Origin of the sequence: [Leptolyngbya] sp. PCC 7376 (assembly GCF_000316605.1) — a bacterium.
Lineage (GTDB): Bacteria > Cyanobacteriota > Cyanobacteriia > Cyanobacteriales > MRBY01 > MRBY01.
In genome coordinates this window covers 325,699-344,370 of record NC_019683.1, presented here as the reverse complement: position 1 = coordinate 344,370, position 18,672 = coordinate 325,699, and the positions used below count along the sequence as shown (strand labels likewise).

Annotated in this window: 15 protein-coding genes; 7 read left to right on the top strand and 8 right to left on the bottom strand. The window is 43.8% G+C overall.

The annotated features are described in order from the left end of the window. Positions 1 to 18: 18 nt before the first annotated feature. The gene (locus tag LEPTO7376_RS01480; RefSeq protein ID WP_015132527.1) at positions 19 to 645 is read right to left on the bottom strand and encodes an SH3 domain-containing protein; all 627 of its coding nucleotides are present in this window, start codon (positions 643 to 645) and stop codon (positions 19 to 21) included. 274 nt (positions 646 to 919) lie between these two features. Between LEPTO7376_RS01480 and LEPTO7376_RS01475 the strand changes: the two genes are divergently transcribed. Further along, positions 920 to 4,726, top strand: coding sequence for a PAS domain-containing hybrid sensor histidine kinase/response regulator (locus LEPTO7376_RS01475; protein WP_015132526.1), 3,807 nt, complete (start codon positions 920 to 922; stop codon positions 4,724 to 4,726). 24 nt (positions 4,727 to 4,750) lie between these two features. Here LEPTO7376_RS01475 and LEPTO7376_RS01470 read toward each other — a convergent pair whose 3' ends face one another. Then, positions 4,751 to 5,509, bottom strand: a complete 759-nt coding sequence (locus tag LEPTO7376_RS01470) for a WecB/TagA/CpsF family glycosyltransferase (RefSeq protein ID WP_015132525.1) — start codon at positions 5,507 to 5,509, stop codon at positions 4,751 to 4,753. 256 nt (positions 5,510 to 5,765) lie between these two features. On the opposite strand from LEPTO7376_RS01470, the gene LEPTO7376_RS01465 reads away from it, so the two are divergent. From LEPTO7376_RS01465 to LEPTO7376_RS01455, 3 genes are all read left to right on the top strand, one after another. Continuing rightward, a complete protein-coding gene (locus LEPTO7376_RS01465; protein ID WP_015132524.1) occupies positions 5,766 to 6,725 on the top strand; it encodes an isoaspartyl peptidase/L-asparaginase in 960 nt (319 codons plus the stop codon). 68 nt (positions 6,726 to 6,793) lie between these two features. Further along, the gene (locus tag LEPTO7376_RS01460; RefSeq protein WP_015132523.1) at positions 6,794 to 7,750 is read left to right on the top strand and encodes an ABC transporter permease; all 957 of its coding nucleotides are present in this window, start codon (positions 6,794 to 6,796) and stop codon (positions 7,748 to 7,750) included. Between the two features lie 227 nt (positions 7,751 to 7,977). Continuing rightward, positions 7,978 to 8,718 (top strand): sulfotransferase family 2 domain-containing protein, encoded by a 741-nt coding sequence (locus tag LEPTO7376_RS01455; protein ID WP_015132522.1) that lies wholly within the window; start codon positions 7,978 to 7,980, stop codon positions 8,716 to 8,718. A gap of 266 nt (positions 8,719 to 8,984) precedes the next feature. Here LEPTO7376_RS01455 and LEPTO7376_RS01450 read toward each other — a convergent pair whose 3' ends face one another. After that, positions 8,985 to 9,569 (bottom strand): YdcF family protein, encoded by a 585-nt coding sequence (locus LEPTO7376_RS01450; RefSeq protein ID WP_015132521.1) that lies wholly within the window; start codon positions 9,567 to 9,569, stop codon positions 8,985 to 8,987. Positions 9,570 to 9,654: 85 nt separating this feature from the next. Here LEPTO7376_RS01450 and LEPTO7376_RS01445 point away from each other — a divergent pair, with 85 nt between their 5' ends. Next, a complete protein-coding gene (locus tag LEPTO7376_RS01445; RefSeq protein WP_015132520.1) occupies positions 9,655 to 10,041 on the top strand; it encodes a cupin domain-containing protein in 387 nt (128 codons plus the stop codon). A 104-nt stretch (positions 10,042 to 10,145) separates the two neighbouring features. Here the strand turns inward: LEPTO7376_RS01445 and LEPTO7376_RS01440 are convergent, their stop codons facing one another. Then, entirely contained in the window at positions 10,146 to 12,170 is a 2,025-nt protein-coding gene (locus tag LEPTO7376_RS01440) for an elongation factor G (protein ID WP_015132519.1), read from the bottom strand. 358 nt (positions 12,171 to 12,528) lie between these two features. Between LEPTO7376_RS01440 and LEPTO7376_RS01435 the strand changes: the two genes are divergently transcribed. Next, the gene (locus LEPTO7376_RS01435) at positions 12,529 to 13,323 is read left to right on the top strand and encodes a lipopolysaccharide assembly protein LapB (RefSeq protein ID WP_216700276.1); all 795 of its coding nucleotides are present in this window, start codon (positions 12,529 to 12,531) and stop codon (positions 13,321 to 13,323) included. 135 nt (positions 13,324 to 13,458) lie between these two features. Here LEPTO7376_RS01435 and LEPTO7376_RS01430 read toward each other — a convergent pair whose 3' ends face one another. Next, positions 13,459 to 15,051: an iron uptake porin gene (locus tag LEPTO7376_RS01430; protein WP_015132517.1), complete on the bottom strand. Its 1,593-nt coding sequence runs from the start codon at positions 15,049 to 15,051 to the stop codon at positions 13,459 to 13,461. A 280-nt stretch (positions 15,052 to 15,331) separates the two neighbouring features. On the opposite strand from LEPTO7376_RS01430, the gene LEPTO7376_RS01425 reads away from it, so the two are divergent. Then, the gene (locus LEPTO7376_RS01425; protein WP_015132516.1) at positions 15,332 to 15,859 is read left to right on the top strand and encodes a pentapeptide repeat-containing protein; all 528 of its coding nucleotides are present in this window, start codon (positions 15,332 to 15,334) and stop codon (positions 15,857 to 15,859) included. A 67-nt stretch (positions 15,860 to 15,926) separates the two neighbouring features. On the opposite strand, the gene LEPTO7376_RS01420 is transcribed toward LEPTO7376_RS01425, so the two are convergent. From LEPTO7376_RS01420 to LEPTO7376_RS25485, 3 genes are all read right to left on the bottom strand, one after another. Further along, positions 15,927 to 16,091 (bottom strand): hypothetical protein, encoded by a 165-nt coding sequence (locus tag LEPTO7376_RS01420; protein WP_160148359.1) that lies wholly within the window; start codon positions 16,089 to 16,091, stop codon positions 15,927 to 15,929. Between the two features lie 320 nt (positions 16,092 to 16,411). Then, positions 16,412 to 17,446, bottom strand: coding sequence for a bifunctional diguanylate cyclase/phosphodiesterase (locus tag LEPTO7376_RS25490; protein WP_160148358.1), 1,035 nt, complete (start codon positions 17,444 to 17,446; stop codon positions 16,412 to 16,414). Continuing rightward, positions 17,346 to 18,650 carry a CHASE2 domain-containing protein gene (locus tag LEPTO7376_RS25485; protein ID WP_015132513.1) on the bottom strand — a complete coding sequence of 435 codons (1,305 nt, stop codon included), beginning with the start codon at positions 18,648 to 18,650 and terminating at the stop codon, positions 17,346 to 17,348. The genes LEPTO7376_RS25490 and LEPTO7376_RS25485 overlap by 101 nt, the downstream gene beginning before the upstream one ends. Between the last annotated feature and the right edge of the window lie 22 nt (positions 18,651 to 18,672).

Sequence of the window (18,672 nt, the reverse complement as noted above, 5' to 3'; positions counted from 1 at the left end):
GCATTGTTGAATGAGAGCTTATTCAAAGAAAATTAAATAGTCATCATTGACATAGCCCACCGTTCCGCAAGCTTCCGTACGATACCAACCGTCAAAGGGTTGACTTAAAATACTTACTCTTTGACCAGGCTCGACGGAACACATGAGTGCGCCATTGGGAGCGGTGCGAATTCGGGCAGGAGCTTCACTTACCGTCGCTACCGTAAAACTCAATCCTGAGTTTGCTTCTGGAGCATCACTGCGACGCACTTCAGTTTGCCAAAATGTGTGACGCACTGGGCAATCGGTCTGATGTTTGGCATTGATGATATCCCATTCCAATTTGGCTGTATATTCATCGACAAATGCGATTGAAATGTTTCCTTCACAATGGGTTTGTCCGGTGCCAGCAACACTAAATTCACCTTTCACCTGATCCCCAGCTTCACAGCCTGTAGTTTTAAAGACTCGATTTAGCTGAATGGTGCCATTGTAAACTCTACCTCCAAATTCTGTTCGAACCTGCTCTAGTTGGCGATCGCCTCGACAAAGATTATCAAGTGCTTCAATAGTGGTGCGATTTGACTGCCACGGTAGAGCTTGCGCCTCTGTCGCGATCATCCCGATAGCTAACCAACAGCCTGCTGCTACAAGTCCAGCTTTCATGCTCACAATTCTCCCGCAAAAGATCATTAACCAGAGTATGCCCTGATTTTATCGAGGAAACACAAGTTGATTTTTTATCTTCAGGGCTGAGAAAAATGACACAGTATATGATGACGATAGATCTCTTATTGAATGTCTGGATTTATCGAGGTAGATGTTAGCGTTGTTGAAAGCTTGAAAAGTGTATTTTTTTTGTCAAATAATCTCGTCAGTTCAAGAAAAATCTAAAAACATTGTTGTATAACGAAAAAAAGGGAAATCTAGTTAAGGAATAATGAGTAGTGTGCAGATAGCCGATAATGGAAAAGCAGATAATACTTTAAAAAAAATATTATTGTTATTTATTCTCGCTGTTGTGGCTTACTGCGGGAATATTTTTAGTCTAGACCTCTTTTTTGGGGTCAATTTTTTATTTGGATCTATTGCGGTTTGGATTGTCTTATCTCTATATGGATCATTCTGGGCGATCGCCGTCGGCGTATGTGCGAGTACTTATACCTTTATCCTCTGGCATCATCCCTATGCCATTCTGATTTTTACCGCTGAAATCCTTTTTGTTAGCTATTTCTGGAAAAATCACCATCAAAATATTGTTTTCTATAACACGATTTATTGGCTGTGTTTAGGCCTTCCCTTATGCCTATTTTTTTATGGCGTGATTTTGCCCATAGGCTGGCAAGGCACTTTGATGATTGCTTTAAAGCAAGCGGTAAATGGAATATTTAATGCCGAAATTGCCTCTTTAATTCTGACTTTTATCCCTTTTCAACAGAAATATTTAAAGAAAAAAAGGCAAAAAAAAGCTTCTTTGCAACAGATTTTATTTACGCTTTTAATTGCTTTTATTTTGTTGCCTATTTTGGCTCAAATGGTTCTCTATGGTCAGGAACGGTTTAGCAAGATTGGAGAAGATGTTGAAACCGTTTTAAGGCAATCTAGTCAAGGTCTAAATGAGAAATTGCAGCTAGCTGAAAGTCAGTATTTAATTCTTTTTGATGATCTTTCGGATTTAATCGAGCGAGATGGAATTCAGCCTACTGCTGTGGCCGCATCAATGCAAAGTGTCCTTACCTTTTTCCCTGAGGTCGAGCAGGTAGAGTTTTTTGATCAAGATTTAGAATTGGTGATGCGACAGGGTCGTGATCTACCCGTATCCCCATCTGAAGACATTGATAGTTTTGGGATGTCTCACCAACTCCAGCTGATGGAAGCACAACAAACTGGGGAGACAGTTGCTGAGACTCATCTAGAGGATGGAGTGCCTTTTTTTAGCTATTGTTCGTCACTCCAGAATGAGCAGGGGACTGTTTGTGCTGACATTAATGTCAATTTCTTGAATGATTTTTTACAAACTGAGTTAAAAGGATGGCAACTTCCTCACTTACGGGCTGTGGTGGTGGATCAATCTCTGCAATGGGTATTGGCAGATTCTCGTGGTGTAGAGACGCCTGGGCAGTTATGGTCTTGGCTAGAGGGGCGGGATTTAGAACAGTTATCAGAGAATGTTTCGTTATCTCTACCGCCTGTGCAGTTGGGATTACCTGCAATCGCTCGCTGGTTTCAATCTGTGGGATTTTTGTCTTTCTCGCCGCCGGAAATGTTACTGCCAGTTGATATTTGGGTGACTTTAGATATTGCGCCCTATATTCAGGATTTAGAGGCTCACTATATTCGAAGTTTATCTCTGGTCTTAATCTTGCTCCTGGGGGCGATCGCCACAGCATTTTGGGTAAGCCGATGGTTAGGGATGCCGCTGAATCGTCTGAGTGCCATGACAACTGATGTGCAGCATAGTTTTCAGGAAGATCAAAAAATTATCTTGCCGACTAGCCAGATTTTTGAATTTGATAACTTGAGCCACAATTTTCAGATCATGCTCAATGTTTTGCAGCATCAGTTTGAGGCTATTCTCCAAAATGCTGCAAGTTTAGAGGAACAAGTCGATATCCGCACGAAGGATCTCCAGGAACAAATTCAACAACGTCAGTCAGTAGAGGAGCAACTGCGGCTAAGCGAGGAACGCTATGAGTTGGCGATGGCCGCGACGAATGACGGCATTTGGGATTGGGATTTAAGATCTAATGAGGTTTATTTGTCCCTGTCATGGATGCATATTGTAGGTTACGAAGATGAGCCTTTACCCCATTTGTATGAATCTTGGGCGCAGCTTGTTCATCCAGAGGATCTGCCCATTGCCGAAGCTGTGCTCAAAGAATATCTTGCTGGCAACACGCGATTTTATGAATCAACCCACCGAATCTTACATCGTGATGGTAACTATCGTTGGGTCTATAACAGGGCTAAATGTCTGCGAGATGACCAAGGGAAAGCATTTCGGATAGTTGGCACGATGACGGATATTAATGACCAAGTGGCTGCGGAAAATCAGCTTAAACTCGCTAAAGAAGAAGCAGAAAAAGCGAACCGCGCGAAGAGTGAATTTTTGGCGACCATGAGCCACGAAATCCGAACACCGATGAATGCGGTGATTGGGATGACTGGATTATTGTTGGATACGCCTTTAAGAAACCAGCAAAAAGAATTTGTCGAGATTATTCGTAGCAGTGGCAATAATCTTCTGACGATTATTAACGATATTTTAGACTTTTCCAAAATTGAATCTGGCAAACTTGAGCTAGAAAATCAACCCTTTCAAGTGCGACAGTGCGTTGAAGAATGTTTGGATATTGTGGCGTCGCGTGCCAATGAGAAATCTTTAAATATTGCCCATGTGCTCGATCCCCACCTTGCTCCTTGGGTGATGGGGGATGTCACGCGTCTACGGCAAATTTTGGTAAACCTTTTAGGGAACGCGGTCAAATTTACTGAGAAAGGAGAAGTTGTTGTTTTTGTGCAAGCGAATACCTGCGAGCTAGGGACAAGGCGATCACAACGGCTGACGTTTGCTGTTTTAGATACGGGGATTGGTATTCCGCCAGAACGCATGGATCGTCTATTTCAATCTTTTAGTCAGGTCGATGCCTCAACCACAAGGCAATATGGTGGCACCGGTTTAGGGTTGGTCATTAGTCAACGGCTGACCACTGCGATGGGTGGCAAAATGTGGGTGGAAAGTAATGGCAAAATTGCTGGTGACAAGTCAGAAATTACGTCGCCTCTCTCTCTTGAAGGTTACGAGTTTAGTCGCGCCCAAACGATTTTTTATTGTCAGCTACCGTTGGCGATCGCCCCTGAACAACCATTGATTCAGTTACAACAAAAAACAACTGAAGCAATTCAGCTCCCTCAAAAGAACGCTCTCATTTTGCATCCTAATAATCTCGTCAGCTGTAGCCTTGCTAGCCATCTTGCCCATTTTGGTGTGCAAACGAAAATTGCCGCATCTTTGCCAGAAGTTCTTGAAAATTTAAAAGAGCAAAAACCTTCTTTTGACGTTGTCCTGATCGCTCAGCGCATGGCGGATTCGGTGGGGATTTCTGCCGTGCAACAGATCCGTGAACAACACCCCACATTACCGTTGATGTTGTTAAGTAATCGTGGACGACAGTCTCACACCGACCATGATTCTGAGGATAAGTTTCGGACAACGTTATACCAGCCTTTTAAGCAATCGCATCTCTACAACAATCTGGTAAACCTATTTACTAAGCAAACTTCTAACTCAGCCCAAGCCGTAAAGGCTACTCCACTAAAACAATCACCGTTTGATAGTCGCCTTGGTGAAGTTTATCCCTTAAGCATTTTGTTAGCTGAAGATAATATTGTGAACCAAAAAGTTGCGCTCAATGTTTTGCAGCGATTGGGATATGTTGCTGATGTTGTGGCGAATGGTTTAGAGGTCTTGAGTGCTCTGAAAATCAAGACTTACGATGTGATTTTAATGGATATTCAGATGCCTGAAATGGATGGCTTAGAAGCGACTAAGCTCATCAAAGAACATTGGCAATCGATGAATCAGACTGCGCTTTGTCCATCAATTATTGCGATGACAGCAAATGCGATGACCGGCGATCGCCAGATTTGTCAAGAAGCAGGCATGGAAGACTATCTCAGTAAACCAATTCAAGTTCCTGCTCTCGTGCAAGTATTGAAGCAAACTGCTCAGCGCCGCCAAGCTTAATTGTCTAGTTTTTTATGATTTCGTCTAAGACCAGAGCGATCGCCAAACAAATTGAGGTAATGCTAACATGCGTCGCCAGCGAGAAGGCTCTTGGACAAGACGGTACAACCATTCGAGATGGAGGTTTTGCCAAACTTTTGGGGCTCGTTGTTTGAGACCAGACCAAACATCAAAACTGCCACCTAGACCAATCCATGTGCTGTCGGGACAGAGGTGACGATTTCTCCGAATCCAGAATTCTTGTTTTGGGACTCCCAGACAAGTGAAAATTAATTGTGGTTGTAACCGCTCTAATTCTGCTTTCCACTGCTCTTCTGTTTCTGGCGTTAGATAGCCATGATGGGTTGTGATCTGAAGATCTGGAAGATATCTCAACCATCTTTGTTTAGCTTTTTCCGCAACGCCTGGTGCGCCACCAAAAAAGACCACTTGCCAGTTGTGTTGCGCGGCTCTAGCGAGGAGGGCTTCTGCAACTTCGATGCCGGGAAAACGAGCTTGGTTTTTACCCCGAAATTTCAAATAAAAAACAACACCTGCTCCATCGGGAATAATCAGGTCGGCTTGTTTAATAACTTGGGCGATCGCCTTATCCTGCTGCGTCATCATCGCAATTTCTGCATTGAGCGTCACAACGTGAGTTCCTTCACCATTGTGAATGCGATTGGTTAGCCATTGAGGATAGTCTCTATGGAGATGGACGGGAATATCGAAGACTGGCAGACTGGGCAAAGCTTCGGTGGTCAAGATAGATGGCTGGGAATGGAACTCTAGGTGATGAGTCACAGCGTAATCAGAGAATTAGGTCTGAAGATTAAATATACGTCACACTTTACAGCCTTAGACTATGCATTGTGTGAAGTTTTATAGGCTAATGGAACTTTATTTTTCAAGAGATCCCCGCTCCTCTCTACATGCTGCGCAGTATTTTGGCGATCGCCGGACATTTTCACGAAGACGTCATAAAAATTTGAATCGACGCTGATCACTCGCCACAAAGCAAAGCCGGACGTGCTATCTTTACACACTGAAATTGGCAATTATGACTGGGGTCAAAAGCATGGGCGTCCAACCAAAACTAATTATTCATGGCGGAGCAGGCAGCTCCCTAAAAGGTAAGGGCGGTTTAGGAGTCGTGCGAGACTCTCTCCACAAAATTGTCGCTGAAGTGTACACTCTCCTCGAAAATGGTGGTAGTGCTGTCGATGCTGTCATCCTTGGTGCAAAACGTTTAGAAGATGAGCCCCGATTTAATGCAGGTACAGGTTCGGTGTTACAGTCCGACGGTCAGATTCGGATGAGTGCCTCGCTAATGGATGGCACAGCTCAAAAATTTAGTGGTGTTATCAACGTTGCCCGCATCAAAAATCCCATTGAGGTAGCCAAAGTTCTCCAAACAGAAACAGACCGTGTATTGTCAGATCTTGGCGCTGCGGAAATGGTGCGTGAATTACAAATGCCGATTCATGATCCTCTCACTGATTTACGTCTTCATGAGTGGATGGATGAGCGTAAAGGTAATTTCAGTAGCAGCATGGCTGGCGTCGTCGCCGAAGATGAGATGGCAAATTCTGCACGCCATGGAACGGTTGGTGTCGTCGCTTTAGATAAAGATGGCAAGGTTGCAGCGTCTACTTCCACTGGTGGTAAAGGGTTAGAGCGGATTGGTCGGGTGAGCGATTCGGCGATGCCTGCGGGTAACTATGCAACGGCGGCGGCAGGTGTGAGCTGTACAGGAATTGGGGAAGACATTATTGATGAATGTTTAGCGGCGAAAGTTGTGATTCGGGTGACCGATGGGATGACCTTAACGGAGGCGATGCAAAAGTCTATTAACGAATCGACCGAAAATAAACGAGACCTTGGTGCAATTTCTCTTGATGCAGAAGGGAATATTGTTTGGGGTAAAACCAGTGAAGTTCTGCTTGCTGCATACCATGATGGCGACGCAATTGGCGATACGCTGGAATGGCAAATTGAACCCGGTGTTGGTTCTGTTTGAAGCTGAAGATTTGATCCCCCTAAATTTCCCTTATGAAGGGAGACTTGGGACTACCATTACCCCCCTGAATGATTCGTTCCATCTTTAAAAAACTGGCGATCGCCATCCCTACTTTGCTGGCTATTAGCTTTGTTATTTTTACGATTTTGGCATTGGCTCCGGGCGACCCCATGAGTGAATTTGCCACGAATCCGGCGATTACCCCAGAGGTGCGGGAGGCAATTCGGCGATCGCTCGGTTTAGATCAGCCATTTTATATTCGTTATGTGAAATGGCTTTGGGCATTATTGCAAGGAGATTTAGGCTATTCGTTTACCAGTCGTAGTCCTGTTTTTAGCCTTATTCTGCAACGGCTACCGACAACGCTCTGGGTGGTGGGGATTTCCTATGCCGTCAGTGTGGCGATCGCCTTTCCCCTGGGGATTATCTCTGCGATGCGCCGAAATTCTTTGCTAGATCAATTGGCGACAACCTTCGCATTTTTGGGTTATTCCTTACCCACGTTTTTTACAGGTTTATTGCTGATTATCATTTTCAGTGTGCAGCTTAAATGGTTGCCTTTTATATATAACAGCACTCTGGAAGTTACAAATTTTTCAACCTTTTGGCAACAAATCCAGCAATCTATGATGCCTATCGCGGTGCTGGCGCTATACCAATCGGCAGTTCTCACTCGTTTTATTCGAAATGCCATTCTCGAAGAATTACCACAGGACTATGTTCGCACTGCCTACGCGAAGGGATTAGATGAGTTTGCCATTCTTCGTAAGCATATTCTCCGTAATGCATTGATTCCGGTTGTCACACTCATCGCTATCGATATTCCAAGTATTTTTACTGGCGCACTAATTACGGAACAAATTTTTCGCGTTCCTGGTATTGGCGCACTCCTCATCGAATCTATTAATCGCAATGACACACCTGTCATTATGGGCATCACGATTATCTATGCATTGTTGGTGGTGATTTTTAATGCGATCGCCGATCTAAGCTATAAAATCCTAGATCCCCGTGTTTATGATTAAGTCATAAGATTGTGAATAAAGTTTTTCCTTGTCGTATTTTGAAATCTATATTTTTATAGAGTTCTCCTTGTTCATAGAATTTGAAATTCCGCCAGTATACCTGTTTGTCAATTAAGCTTGTTTACAAGAAAAATAAGAGGTGATACTAGTATCTTGAATGAAAAATAAAATCTACTATAATTTGTTTTATTATACTTCTATACAAGCTAGATAAGGAAAAATAAAATATGTTTCAAAAAGTAATAAGAAAGATTTCTGGAGAGAAAGTGGAATCACATGAGATAGACACTCTAATTCTCAATGAGGCTGTGAATTTTGAGAAGAAAACAATTTTTATTGCTGTACCTAAAACTGGGACAACGTCTGTTCGAAAGCAATTAAGACAAGAGGGAAAAGCAATCGTTGAAAACCCACATCTTGATATTTTGCAAATACGCGATTCTCTATATGTATACTTTCTAAAAATAGCACTAGGAAATAATCGGACATTTCCCTCTAGCTCGGTTCCCACTAATAAGGAAGTGCATATTAGAGCAGATGAAACTTTCCGTACTTTTTTTAAATTCTCAGCAGTTAGAAACCCTTGGGCAAGAGCTGTTTCTCTTTACCATAGACGCGAAGGAGTGTTAATGAGTGAACAATTATCATTCGATGATTTTTGTAAGAAACATTTCTATGCTAGTGATACTTGCTTTCATCCAACACTACATAAAAACCAATTGGATTGGTTATGTGATGATGAAGAAAATCTTTTGATGGATTATGTTTATAAGTTGGAAAACTTTGATGATGCAATTACTGAAATAGCAGAACGCACAGATGGACGCATTCAGCTAGTGAATAGAAGGGCGAATAGCAATCCTAATTCTCTGGCCTCTAAATATAGGGAACTATATACAGAAGAAACCAGAAGGATAATTGCCCAAAGATTTGAAAAAGATATTGAGTATTTTAAATATACTTTTTAGTTAGATGCGATCGCCGATCTAAGCTATGCAATCCTAGATCCTCGTGTTACTCACTAATTTCTATATTTTGCTTGATACCAATGCGACAATGGTTGATGTTTCGTTACATTATGGAAGCTGAGTATTTTGGGATTTTTAGAGCCGCGATGACAAGTTCGCTTTGGAATTATTTCTTGATAGGTGCAATTTTCGCAACAGCATTAGAAGTTGTTTGGTTTTATTCTTCGAATCTATAGTGTCCCAAATCTCTGGCGATCGCCCTGTCCCTAATCACCTTTCAACCAATATTTGAACCAAGCTGGTACTTCCCGTAAATAAGAATAGATATCGCGCCTCTCAGTGAATACGGGATAGGAAGAACCGACTATTTGAAAACCATTATTGCGTAGGGAAAGTTTGGCACGGGAGAGATGATAAAGCTGGGATACGGCAATGACAGAGCTATCAGTCCCCAACATTTCTGTGGCATTTACGGCAGTTAGATGGGTATTGTTGCCATGGGAATCCACCACAATATCTTCACTGGGAATACCTGCTGCCTCAAGATAAGCTCCCATCACGATCGCCTCATCATGCCCTTCTTTCCCAAAACCGCCACTCACCATAATCCCCTTCACTTGATCGTTTTCATGGAGGGTGATCGCCCGATTTAATCGTTCTTTCAATCTTTGGGAAGGGACACCACTGATATGAACTTTATTGCCATAAACAATTGCATAATCCGCTGTCTGAATTGTGCTGCGGCTACCATCGACATAAATTGCGCCTACCGCAAGACCTGTACCTGAGACAAGGGCGATCGCCGAGATTTTGAGAAGACGGAGCGGCTTGATATATGACTTGAAATTCATCGGAATTAATGCAAAATCGCAGATAATGACAGCTTTTGCTTCAGTCTATTAACCCAACTTTCCGAAACAAACAGGAATATTGATTATGGCGAAAACGACTAAAACCTACTGGAATCCCCTGCATCCTAAAAACGCCGAGCAATGGGAAGTAATTGAAGGAACAAATGGTTTAATTGAGCAACTTTTTCTCGCGATTGATGAAGAAACTGGCGACTATACAAGGCTGACTCGCTTCAAGGCAGGGGCAGATACCACAGACTTTGGCGCGCAGATTCATGATTATCCCGAAGAAATTTTTATTGTGTCAGGACAGATCTATGACAAAGCTTTTGATCGTTGCCTCGAAGCTGGAGACTATGCCAGTCGTCCACCAGGTGAAGTACATGGCCCTTTTGTTGCGGAGACCGATTGCCTTGTATTAGATTGCTCCTACCCTAGCCAAAACACTGTGACTGAAAAACCATACAAATAAAAAAACTGCCCCCAAATTTTAAAAATCTAGGGACGAGCTGCATCTACCACTTCGTTATTCACTGGGATGGTAGGGATAATCAGGATGAAAAGAAAAACCTTTTTTTAGTCAGCGCTGTTATGGGACAAAATCTTCTCGGAGACTTTTTCTGGTACTGCCTGAAGATGATCATATTGCCAATCAAAGAAGCCGACGCCAAAAGTGAGCGATCGCAACTCAATAATTAGATCATGCATTTCTGCAATGGGATAGTGAGCTGTGATGTGATCCCAACCTTGCCAATCCGTCGAACTTTCATAGCCAAGGATTTGACCGCGCTTACCACTCACCAATTGCAGTGCATTGGAGGTGAACTCATTCGGGATATAGAGATTAATGGTCAGGATTGGCTCCAGAAGCTGTGGGTCACAATTCTGCATACCTTCTTTCATCGCAATCCGTGCAGCCTGTTTAAATGCTTGCTCAGAGCTATCAACGGAATGGTAGGAACCATTGGTGAGGGTTACATCCACATCGACAACGGGATACCCTAATGGCCCCTGCTGCAAAGAGTCTTTCACACCCATCTCGACGCCGGGAATATATTGTTTTGGCACGACGCCGCCTACGATGCTCTGGTGGAACTGAAAGCCACTGCCCCGTGATAAGGGTTTAATATCGAGATGAACATCACCGAATGCACCATGGCCACCTGTTTGGTGCTTATAACGTCCATGGGAATGGCCACTCTTACGGATGGTTTCCTTATAGGGAACCTTGGGCATTTGAGTGGACATCGGGATGTTGTATTTGCGGTTGAGGCGCTCTAAGGCCACCTGCAAATGGATGTCACCCTGTCCCCATAGAATCACTTCATGGGTATCACCATGTTGTTCCCATGCGAGGGACGGATCTTCGTCAATGAGTTTGCCGAGAGCCGCGCTAAGTTTCACTTCATCTTTACGACGTTCTGGGGTGATCGCCAATGCATAGACGGGTTGCATAATGTCAGCTTTGCGTAGCGGTTGAACCGTTTTCTCACCAGTGCTGAGAGTATCACCAACCTTAATTGAGTCCATCCGTGCTAGAGCCACAATTTCCCCCGTGACTGCTGTTTGAATTGCCTGTTGATGACCACCCATTAAATGATAAATGCCCCCCGGGCGATCGCCATTGAGGAGCATTCCATCTTTGAGTTCACCTTGCCACACTCTGACAAGGGACAATTTGCCGCCTTGAGGAGTGTAGAAATTTTTGAGAACTTGAACAATCGTTTCGCTCGCACTGGCTTTAAGTTGGCGACGACTGGTTGTAACTGTAGGGGCCGGAGCCTCTTTAACCAAGGCATCCAGTAATGGACGAATACCGTAATCCTGTTCCGCAATTCCGAACATCACTGGAACCACTTGGTCTGCACTGAGCTCTTGACGGAGATCCTGCAAAATTTCGTCTGAGGATGGCGCCACTTCTTCCAGGAGTTTTTCGAGGAGCTGGTCATCAAAATCCGCTAGGGTCTCCAGCATTTCTTCTCGAGTAATCTGTTCTTCAATCTTGAGTTCGGCAGGGAAGGGAACAGGATCAGCGGGCGAATCAGGATGGTAGTGATAGGCTTGCTCAGACACAAGATCGATAAAACCAATCAGTTCACGATCTTTGCGAATCGGGTATTGCTGAGGAACGAGAGGACGACTTGATGCTTCTTTGAGAGCATCTAAAATCTCAAGGAAATTATTTTTCGCCCGATCCATTTTGTTAATAAAAACAAGGTGGGGAATATCCCAGTCATCCAAGAATTTAAAGAGGGGCGCAAGGGTTAAAATACGTTCAGTTTCTGGTTCACAGACAATAATTGCTGTCCCGACTCCGACGAGGGCATTATATGTTTCTTGGAGGAACTCAATGGAACCCGGACAGTCTAAAAATGTGAGGTCAATATTGGCGTGAGTTGTACTGGCGACAGATACCTCAACGCTCATGCCGTGATCACGAGCTTCCGGGCTACTATCACCAACGGTATTGTGCTGGGCGATTGACCCTTTACGACTAATTTTTTCGGTTACAAATAAAAGACTTTCGAGGAGTGTTGTTTTACCGGAAGAATAGGGCCCAATGACCGCAATATTACGAATATTTTTTATTGAATTACTCATACTAAATCCCTAATTTTTGAGTTGAAATAATAAAAGCTATGCTAGAAAAGATTGTCGCGAATACCTCTAACGACAAGGACAGTAAAAGTACTCAGTTTAGGTGTGGGATCAGTTGCTTTTACTGCCTTAATCTGTGATTAGCCTATCTTTGTTTGGGGGCTTACCCACTAAAATCGATATGTCTTGTAAGGTATCTAGAGCTGGATTTAAAGTTCAATAAACATCTGTTAATCTTGTGACAAATCTATTCATTTCTCGTAATCTTTTTCGCTTAAGCTGTTGCTTATTTTTTTGCAGTGTGGCTATTAATCCAGTTTTTGCAGAAGAGCGATCCCCACAGATAAAACACAACTCTTCTTTGCCTGTAATCACACCGACGACGCCTGCAGCTAAAGAGAAAATGACCCAGGGATTGCAGCGCATCCAGCAAGGACAAGTTGCTCAAGCTATTCAACTCTTTAATGAGGCGATCGCCCTTGACCCTGAGCTTTGGCAAGCTCATTACAATCTGGGACTCGCTTATCGACAAGCTGGAGATCTCCAAAAAGCCGCAGATGCTTTTTATCAAACAGTCGTGATTCAGCCGAATTTTGCTTTAGGTTTCGCTAGTATCGGCGGTATTCTCCTCGACGTTCAGAACTGGTCGCAGGCACAGCAGTATCTTGAACAGGCGATCGCCGTTGATCCCAACCTTGCCATTGCCCATTACAATTTTGGTCTTTTGCACCGTCAATTTGGCCGTACAGCTGCCGCCATCCAAGCTTGGGAAACAGCGAATCAACTTGCCCCAAACTTAACTGAAGCTGCTATCCAACTTGCTGAAGCCTATCTCGATGGCGATCGCATCAAACAAGCAGAACATCTCATTACGACTGCTCTCAAACAAAACCCTCGCTTACCCGCTGTCCATTACTTACAGGGACGTGTCGCCGAAGCCCGTGGTAATCCTGAAGCTGCCCTTAGTGCTTTCCGAAAAGCTAGCGATTTAGATAAAAACTATGCCAATGCTTACTTTGCTGCCGCTCAAACTCTGATTCGTAATGAGCGAGAAAGTGCTGCGATCCCTTTGTTAGATTACGCCTTGCTCCTCTATACCCAGCAAGAACAAACTGAGTGGATGCGGGCTGCACAGAATTTACGCCAACAACTTTGAAGTTTTTGCTCAGATATGCGTCAATGCATACTAGCGGTCACTACAGAACAAAAAACCCCTGCTTCTATAGCAGAGGTCTTGCTGGAAAAAATCAATTAGTTCAAAAAATCAAAGCATTTTGCTTCAATTCATTCTTTAGAACTTGAAGGTTGTGCGGAGAGCACCAATAACGATGTCATCATTGCCACTGTCTTGGTTCGGAGAAGTTAACCAAATAACGCCAGGAGTGATAGAAATATTCTTGGTGAGTTGGTACTTGTAGAAACCCTCAATGTGCCAAGGTGTGTCATCACTTGTTCCAAGTTGGTCAGCACCAGCACCGTTAGTTAATTCAGTCGCATGGGGTTCAGCACCAACAATAATTGCACCCATGTTGCCTTTCTTGCCGAGGTCAGGGAAGACAGCTGCAACAGCGTAGTTCCAGATATCAGCTTCACCACCGCCAATAGCATCAACATCGGTGTAACCACCCCAAGCACGGAGACTAAACTTAGGACTAATGTCGAATTGTCCTTGGAGGCCGAAGGAATTACTTGTTAGACCACCACCACCAATACCAGTGAGGCCATTGGCAAAGTTTGTACCAGTACCACCGAATGCAAAAGTGCCAGTGGAGGTATCATAACCACGAACGTAAGTCGCACCGAACTTAAACTTCTTGCTGGGCTTAACAACTAACTGAGCGAGAGCGGAATAAGTACCATCGAAGAGACCTGCCTCTTCGGAGGGATCACTACCATTCTTGGCTAAATAACCAGCAGAGAGTTGGAACGTATCGTTAAAGTTGTGTTTGAAACCAATACCTGTAGTAGGGGCGCTGATGCCAAGACGATAAATGGGGTTCCGCTCACCGAAGCGAGATAGAGCACCATTTGCACCACCACCAGCTTCAAGACCTTTGTTGAAAGTGTCAGCGTAGAAGTGGTGGGCACCAAGACGGGCCATTGTGGTTACAGTGGTCTTTTTACCGAGCGGGAAGACATAGTGTAAACGGTCAATCACAATGTCGTTAGTTGCATCGCCAGTGTCGTGAGCAAAGCGACCTTCGTTAGTGCCAGTCTCTGTGGAGAAAGACGCTGTAGTATTACCTGCTGTTAGACGTGTATAAAGCTTGTCTTTACCAGTGAAGCTTGTAACCAATTGGAGACGAACTTTGTTGTGGAAAACAGTGTTTGCTTCTAAATCGTTGCCGTTAACATCATCTTCACCGAAAGCATCAGCAACAACAAATGCAACTTCACCAACGAGCTTCGTTGTTGTGGAGAATTGGTTGTCTTCGAGGAACTCAACGCGACCTTCGATATCGTCTACGCGAGCACCGAGAGTCGCAAGCTCAGCTTCAAATTCTTGAACGAGGGCACGGAGGCGAGTGATGTCTGCTGCATCGGGAGTTTCACCACCAACGATAAGACGCTCGATCTGCTGCATACAAGCGTTAAGACCAGCAGCAAATTCATAACGGCTGAGGGGACGGTTGCCGCGGAAAGTACCATCGGGATAACCGGCGATACAGTTGTACTTTTCAACGAGGTTACGGAGTGCATCGAATGCCCAGTCGGAAGGTGCAACGTCACGTAGTTGGAAGACGCTGTTGACTTGCATCATCGAGTCTTCTGTATTTTGACCAACGTTGTTGATGTCAAAATAGTCTTCGGCGATCGCCTGACCCGCGGGAACTAAAACCGAGGTTGCCGCGATAGCCAACGAAAGGTTTTTAATAAAAGTCATAATTTCTAATTCTCCTCACACTGAGAATCTATGCCCAAGGTAAAAACTCACGAGCTATACCCTGAGTCAATTCCATGACACATAATATCGTCATTCCATAAAAAAAGTTTAGTAGTGCAAGATACATAATGCTCAATCCCATGCGTATTCAGCACTTCCTATATATTTTTTTACATTGGAATTATTGGGATTGGTTTGCGAGTTCACACGTCTCGAACTTAACGCGATACAGTAAATAATGTAATTTGGTTCGTCTTTTAAAATATCCGCAGGTATGAAAATGTTTTTGTCCGAGCGAGGATTCCATCCATTACAGCAACTGGCCAGAAAATTGGTTGTTGTCTTTGCTATTTTGGTACTTGTTCTAGGGCTGACATTTCCGGCGATCGCCCAAGACAGCAAACTGAACTACACTTATTCGGAGCTTCCCAACAGCGATTTTTCTCACCAGCAACTACAAGCCGCAAGCTTTGCCCGAGCCGATGTACGTAGTAGTGATTTTTCTGGCAGCGATCTAAGCAGAGCTATCCTTTCAGAGGGGAAATTTATGGATACTAACCTGAGCGGAGCTGATTTAACTGAAGCATTTATGGATCAGGTCAATCTGTCTGGTGCTAATTTGACAAATGCCATTTTCACAGATGCAGTTGCCCCCGGCACAAATTTTACGGATGCCAATATAGCTGGAGCCGATTTCTCTGGAGCCTTGCTTGACCGTTATCAACTATCGCAGCTTTGTAAGCGAGCATCTGGAACTAACGCTATCACTGGCATTGAAACTCGCTACAGCCTCAATTGTGAAAATTGAGTCTTCAATAAAACAATTGCAAATTCACTTAGTATAAAATCAGATTTCGAAGAAAAAATTTCTGAGTTTAATAAGCGCCACCAGCAGCACACTGGTCATCGCCACGGCATTCCCCGCCATTGGCTGGCTCAAACATGACTTCCATGGCGATTTGGCGCTGATTATTAGTCATCTCAACAGCTTCTCCGGTCGTTACGGAGGCAATCGCACCACTTGGAAGAAAAATATTCACAAGCGCCGCATTTATCAATAAAAACTTAGAAGCTGTGCTCATGATCATCGTCTCGACAACATCGAGGATACACTTACCAAATATTCTAAACTAATAATTCCGTACATTCACGTATTTTAATAAATTAATTTTATTTTCTCAGTCTGTTGTCACTTTGACTATAACTATAGCAGCCTGGGAGTGAATCACACAAAATAGCGGATTTTTCTCACCTAGATTTCAAAAATTATATAATTCTTATTTGAATAGTACCTAATTCCGTGGCGAAAATGACAAAGAGTTTCATCAAGATATTGTGACTTTTTTGTAAAGCTTGTCAATTATGCTTGTTTCTCTAGGTTTTGTTCGATGAGATTGGCGAGATTTTGAGTCATCCGATATTGATTGCGCCCTCCTCGTTTAGCCTCATACATTGCGATGTCTGCCAGCTTTACAAGTTCTGAAGCCTTTGTATGATCGTCAGGGTAGACGCTGATCCCAATACTAACTGTAACTTTGATGTCGTGACCGTTGAGTTTATAAGGTGACGAGACTGTATCAAGAATTTTTTGCGCGACGATTAAGCTATCTGAGGGTTTTTTGATTCCAGGTAAAAGAACAGTAAATTCATCGCCTCCTAGTCGACTAACAACGTCACTCATTCTCAGACAATTTTTGATGCGTTGAGCGACAGCTTTGAGAAGGATATCGCCTACATCATGACCCATCGTGTCGTTCACCGGTTTAAAGCCATCTAGATCAAGGAATAAGAGACTAACGAGTTGTTGTTCAGCTTCACCCCATTCTAAAAGCTGCTCTAGGGTCTCATTAAAGAGTTTGCGGTTGGGTAGACTTGTTAGAGGGTCATGATTCGCGAGGTGACGTAGTCGTTTTTCAGAGGCTTTGAGCTCATGATTAGAGCGAGTTAACTCTTCAGCGGTGCGGCGGAGCTTGGCTTCTAATTTTTTGCGTTCGGTGATATCACGAATTACGCCAACGAGAAAAACGTTCCCTGCACCATCTTTGTGAATTGAACGCTTGGTTGCCAGGAGATAGTTGTCACCTTCTGAATCGGTGAGGGATTCTTCGGTTTCCTGAGCAAGATTTGTTTGTAGTACGTTTTCGTCTTGCTGGCGGAAATTTTCTGCTTCTGGAGAAATGAAAAGATCATAGTCGGATTTTCCCAGAACAGTGGATGCTGGACGGCCAATAAGCTGGCAAAAAGCATCGTTGACAACGGTCAAGATATAGTTCTTGTCTTTAACGAAAACAGGGTCAGGGATGTTGTTGATAATGAGCTGAAAAAACTCTTTTGAGCGGCTGAGCTCTTTTTCTTGGTGGGCGAGGTACATGGTGACGACGGTGGCTGAACCCATTAAGCTCAGCAGGCAAGGCACAAGGGGAAACATGATGCCTAATGTAAAAAAGGAGGATATAGCTACCGCCAAGGATACTGCTAATGCAGGTGATCAATATGGCGCCACCACGAATGGGCGATCGCCACCGCCAGATGACTCCTGATCCAAGCACTGCCCAGATGCAAATCCAGATGGCATCCTGCCATAAAGGAAAAAACTTCAGTAAAGGGCGATTATCTAAGGTTGCACTTAAAATTTCGCTGGTGAAATTTGCATGGACTTGTACACCACCAATGCGATCAACCGTCTGACCTAGACGTTTTCTGAAGGGACTAAGAAATAGATCTTTCGTATTTTCTGAAATATTACCAATGACAACAACGCGATCTCGGAAAAAGCCTGGGGGCACTTCATCATTCATCACTTCCGATAAGCTTACAGAGCGCAGCTTATCGGGGTTCCGCATATTCGAAATAATCTGATAATTATCGTCGGGGGATAGCCAGCCATAGATACTGTAAAATTCTCTGAGGTCATAGAAAATAGCAGAGCCAAATTTTAGGTGCTTTGGAGCTTCTGCTGGGTAACCTTCTGGAGGAATACCTTCCATGATTTGAAGATATTGCCATGCAAGCTGTAGTGAAAAGCTACGCTTGGTTTCTCCTTCCACAGACCAATACAAACTATTACGGCGTACAACCCCATCGGCATCAAGGGGGAAATTATTAAACCCAACACCATTTTTTAACTGGCCCGTTTCATCTTCCTTCCACATGATGGGTAAAGCCGGTGTGCGAAAGTCAGGATCGGAATGTAAAACTTCAATGCCAACGAAATAAGGCAACTCACGAATAATGTCTTCCAGTTGCACTTGGCCACGACCGATGGGGCGATCGCGAACAATATCTAAACCGATAACCGCTGGCTCCTGAGCATTGATTTTTTCAATGAGCTCTGCAAGGATCTCATCTTCGAGGGGCCACTTATATTTATTGATATCTCTTTGGTCAATCGCAACAATACGGACTCGATCATCAATCGGTTCCGTTGGACGGAGATTTAAGAGTGCATCTAATGCCGTTAGCTCAAAGAGTCGTAGCAAAGATATCAATCTTAGGCCGATAACAACAGCACTAACTGAACCTGCTGTTGCAAAAACACGGGCATTTTGTTTGGCCCAGCGCCTGGTCTTTACCCACAGCTTTCGGTTCAGTTTTGCCATTGTTGTTAATTTAAGAAAGAGA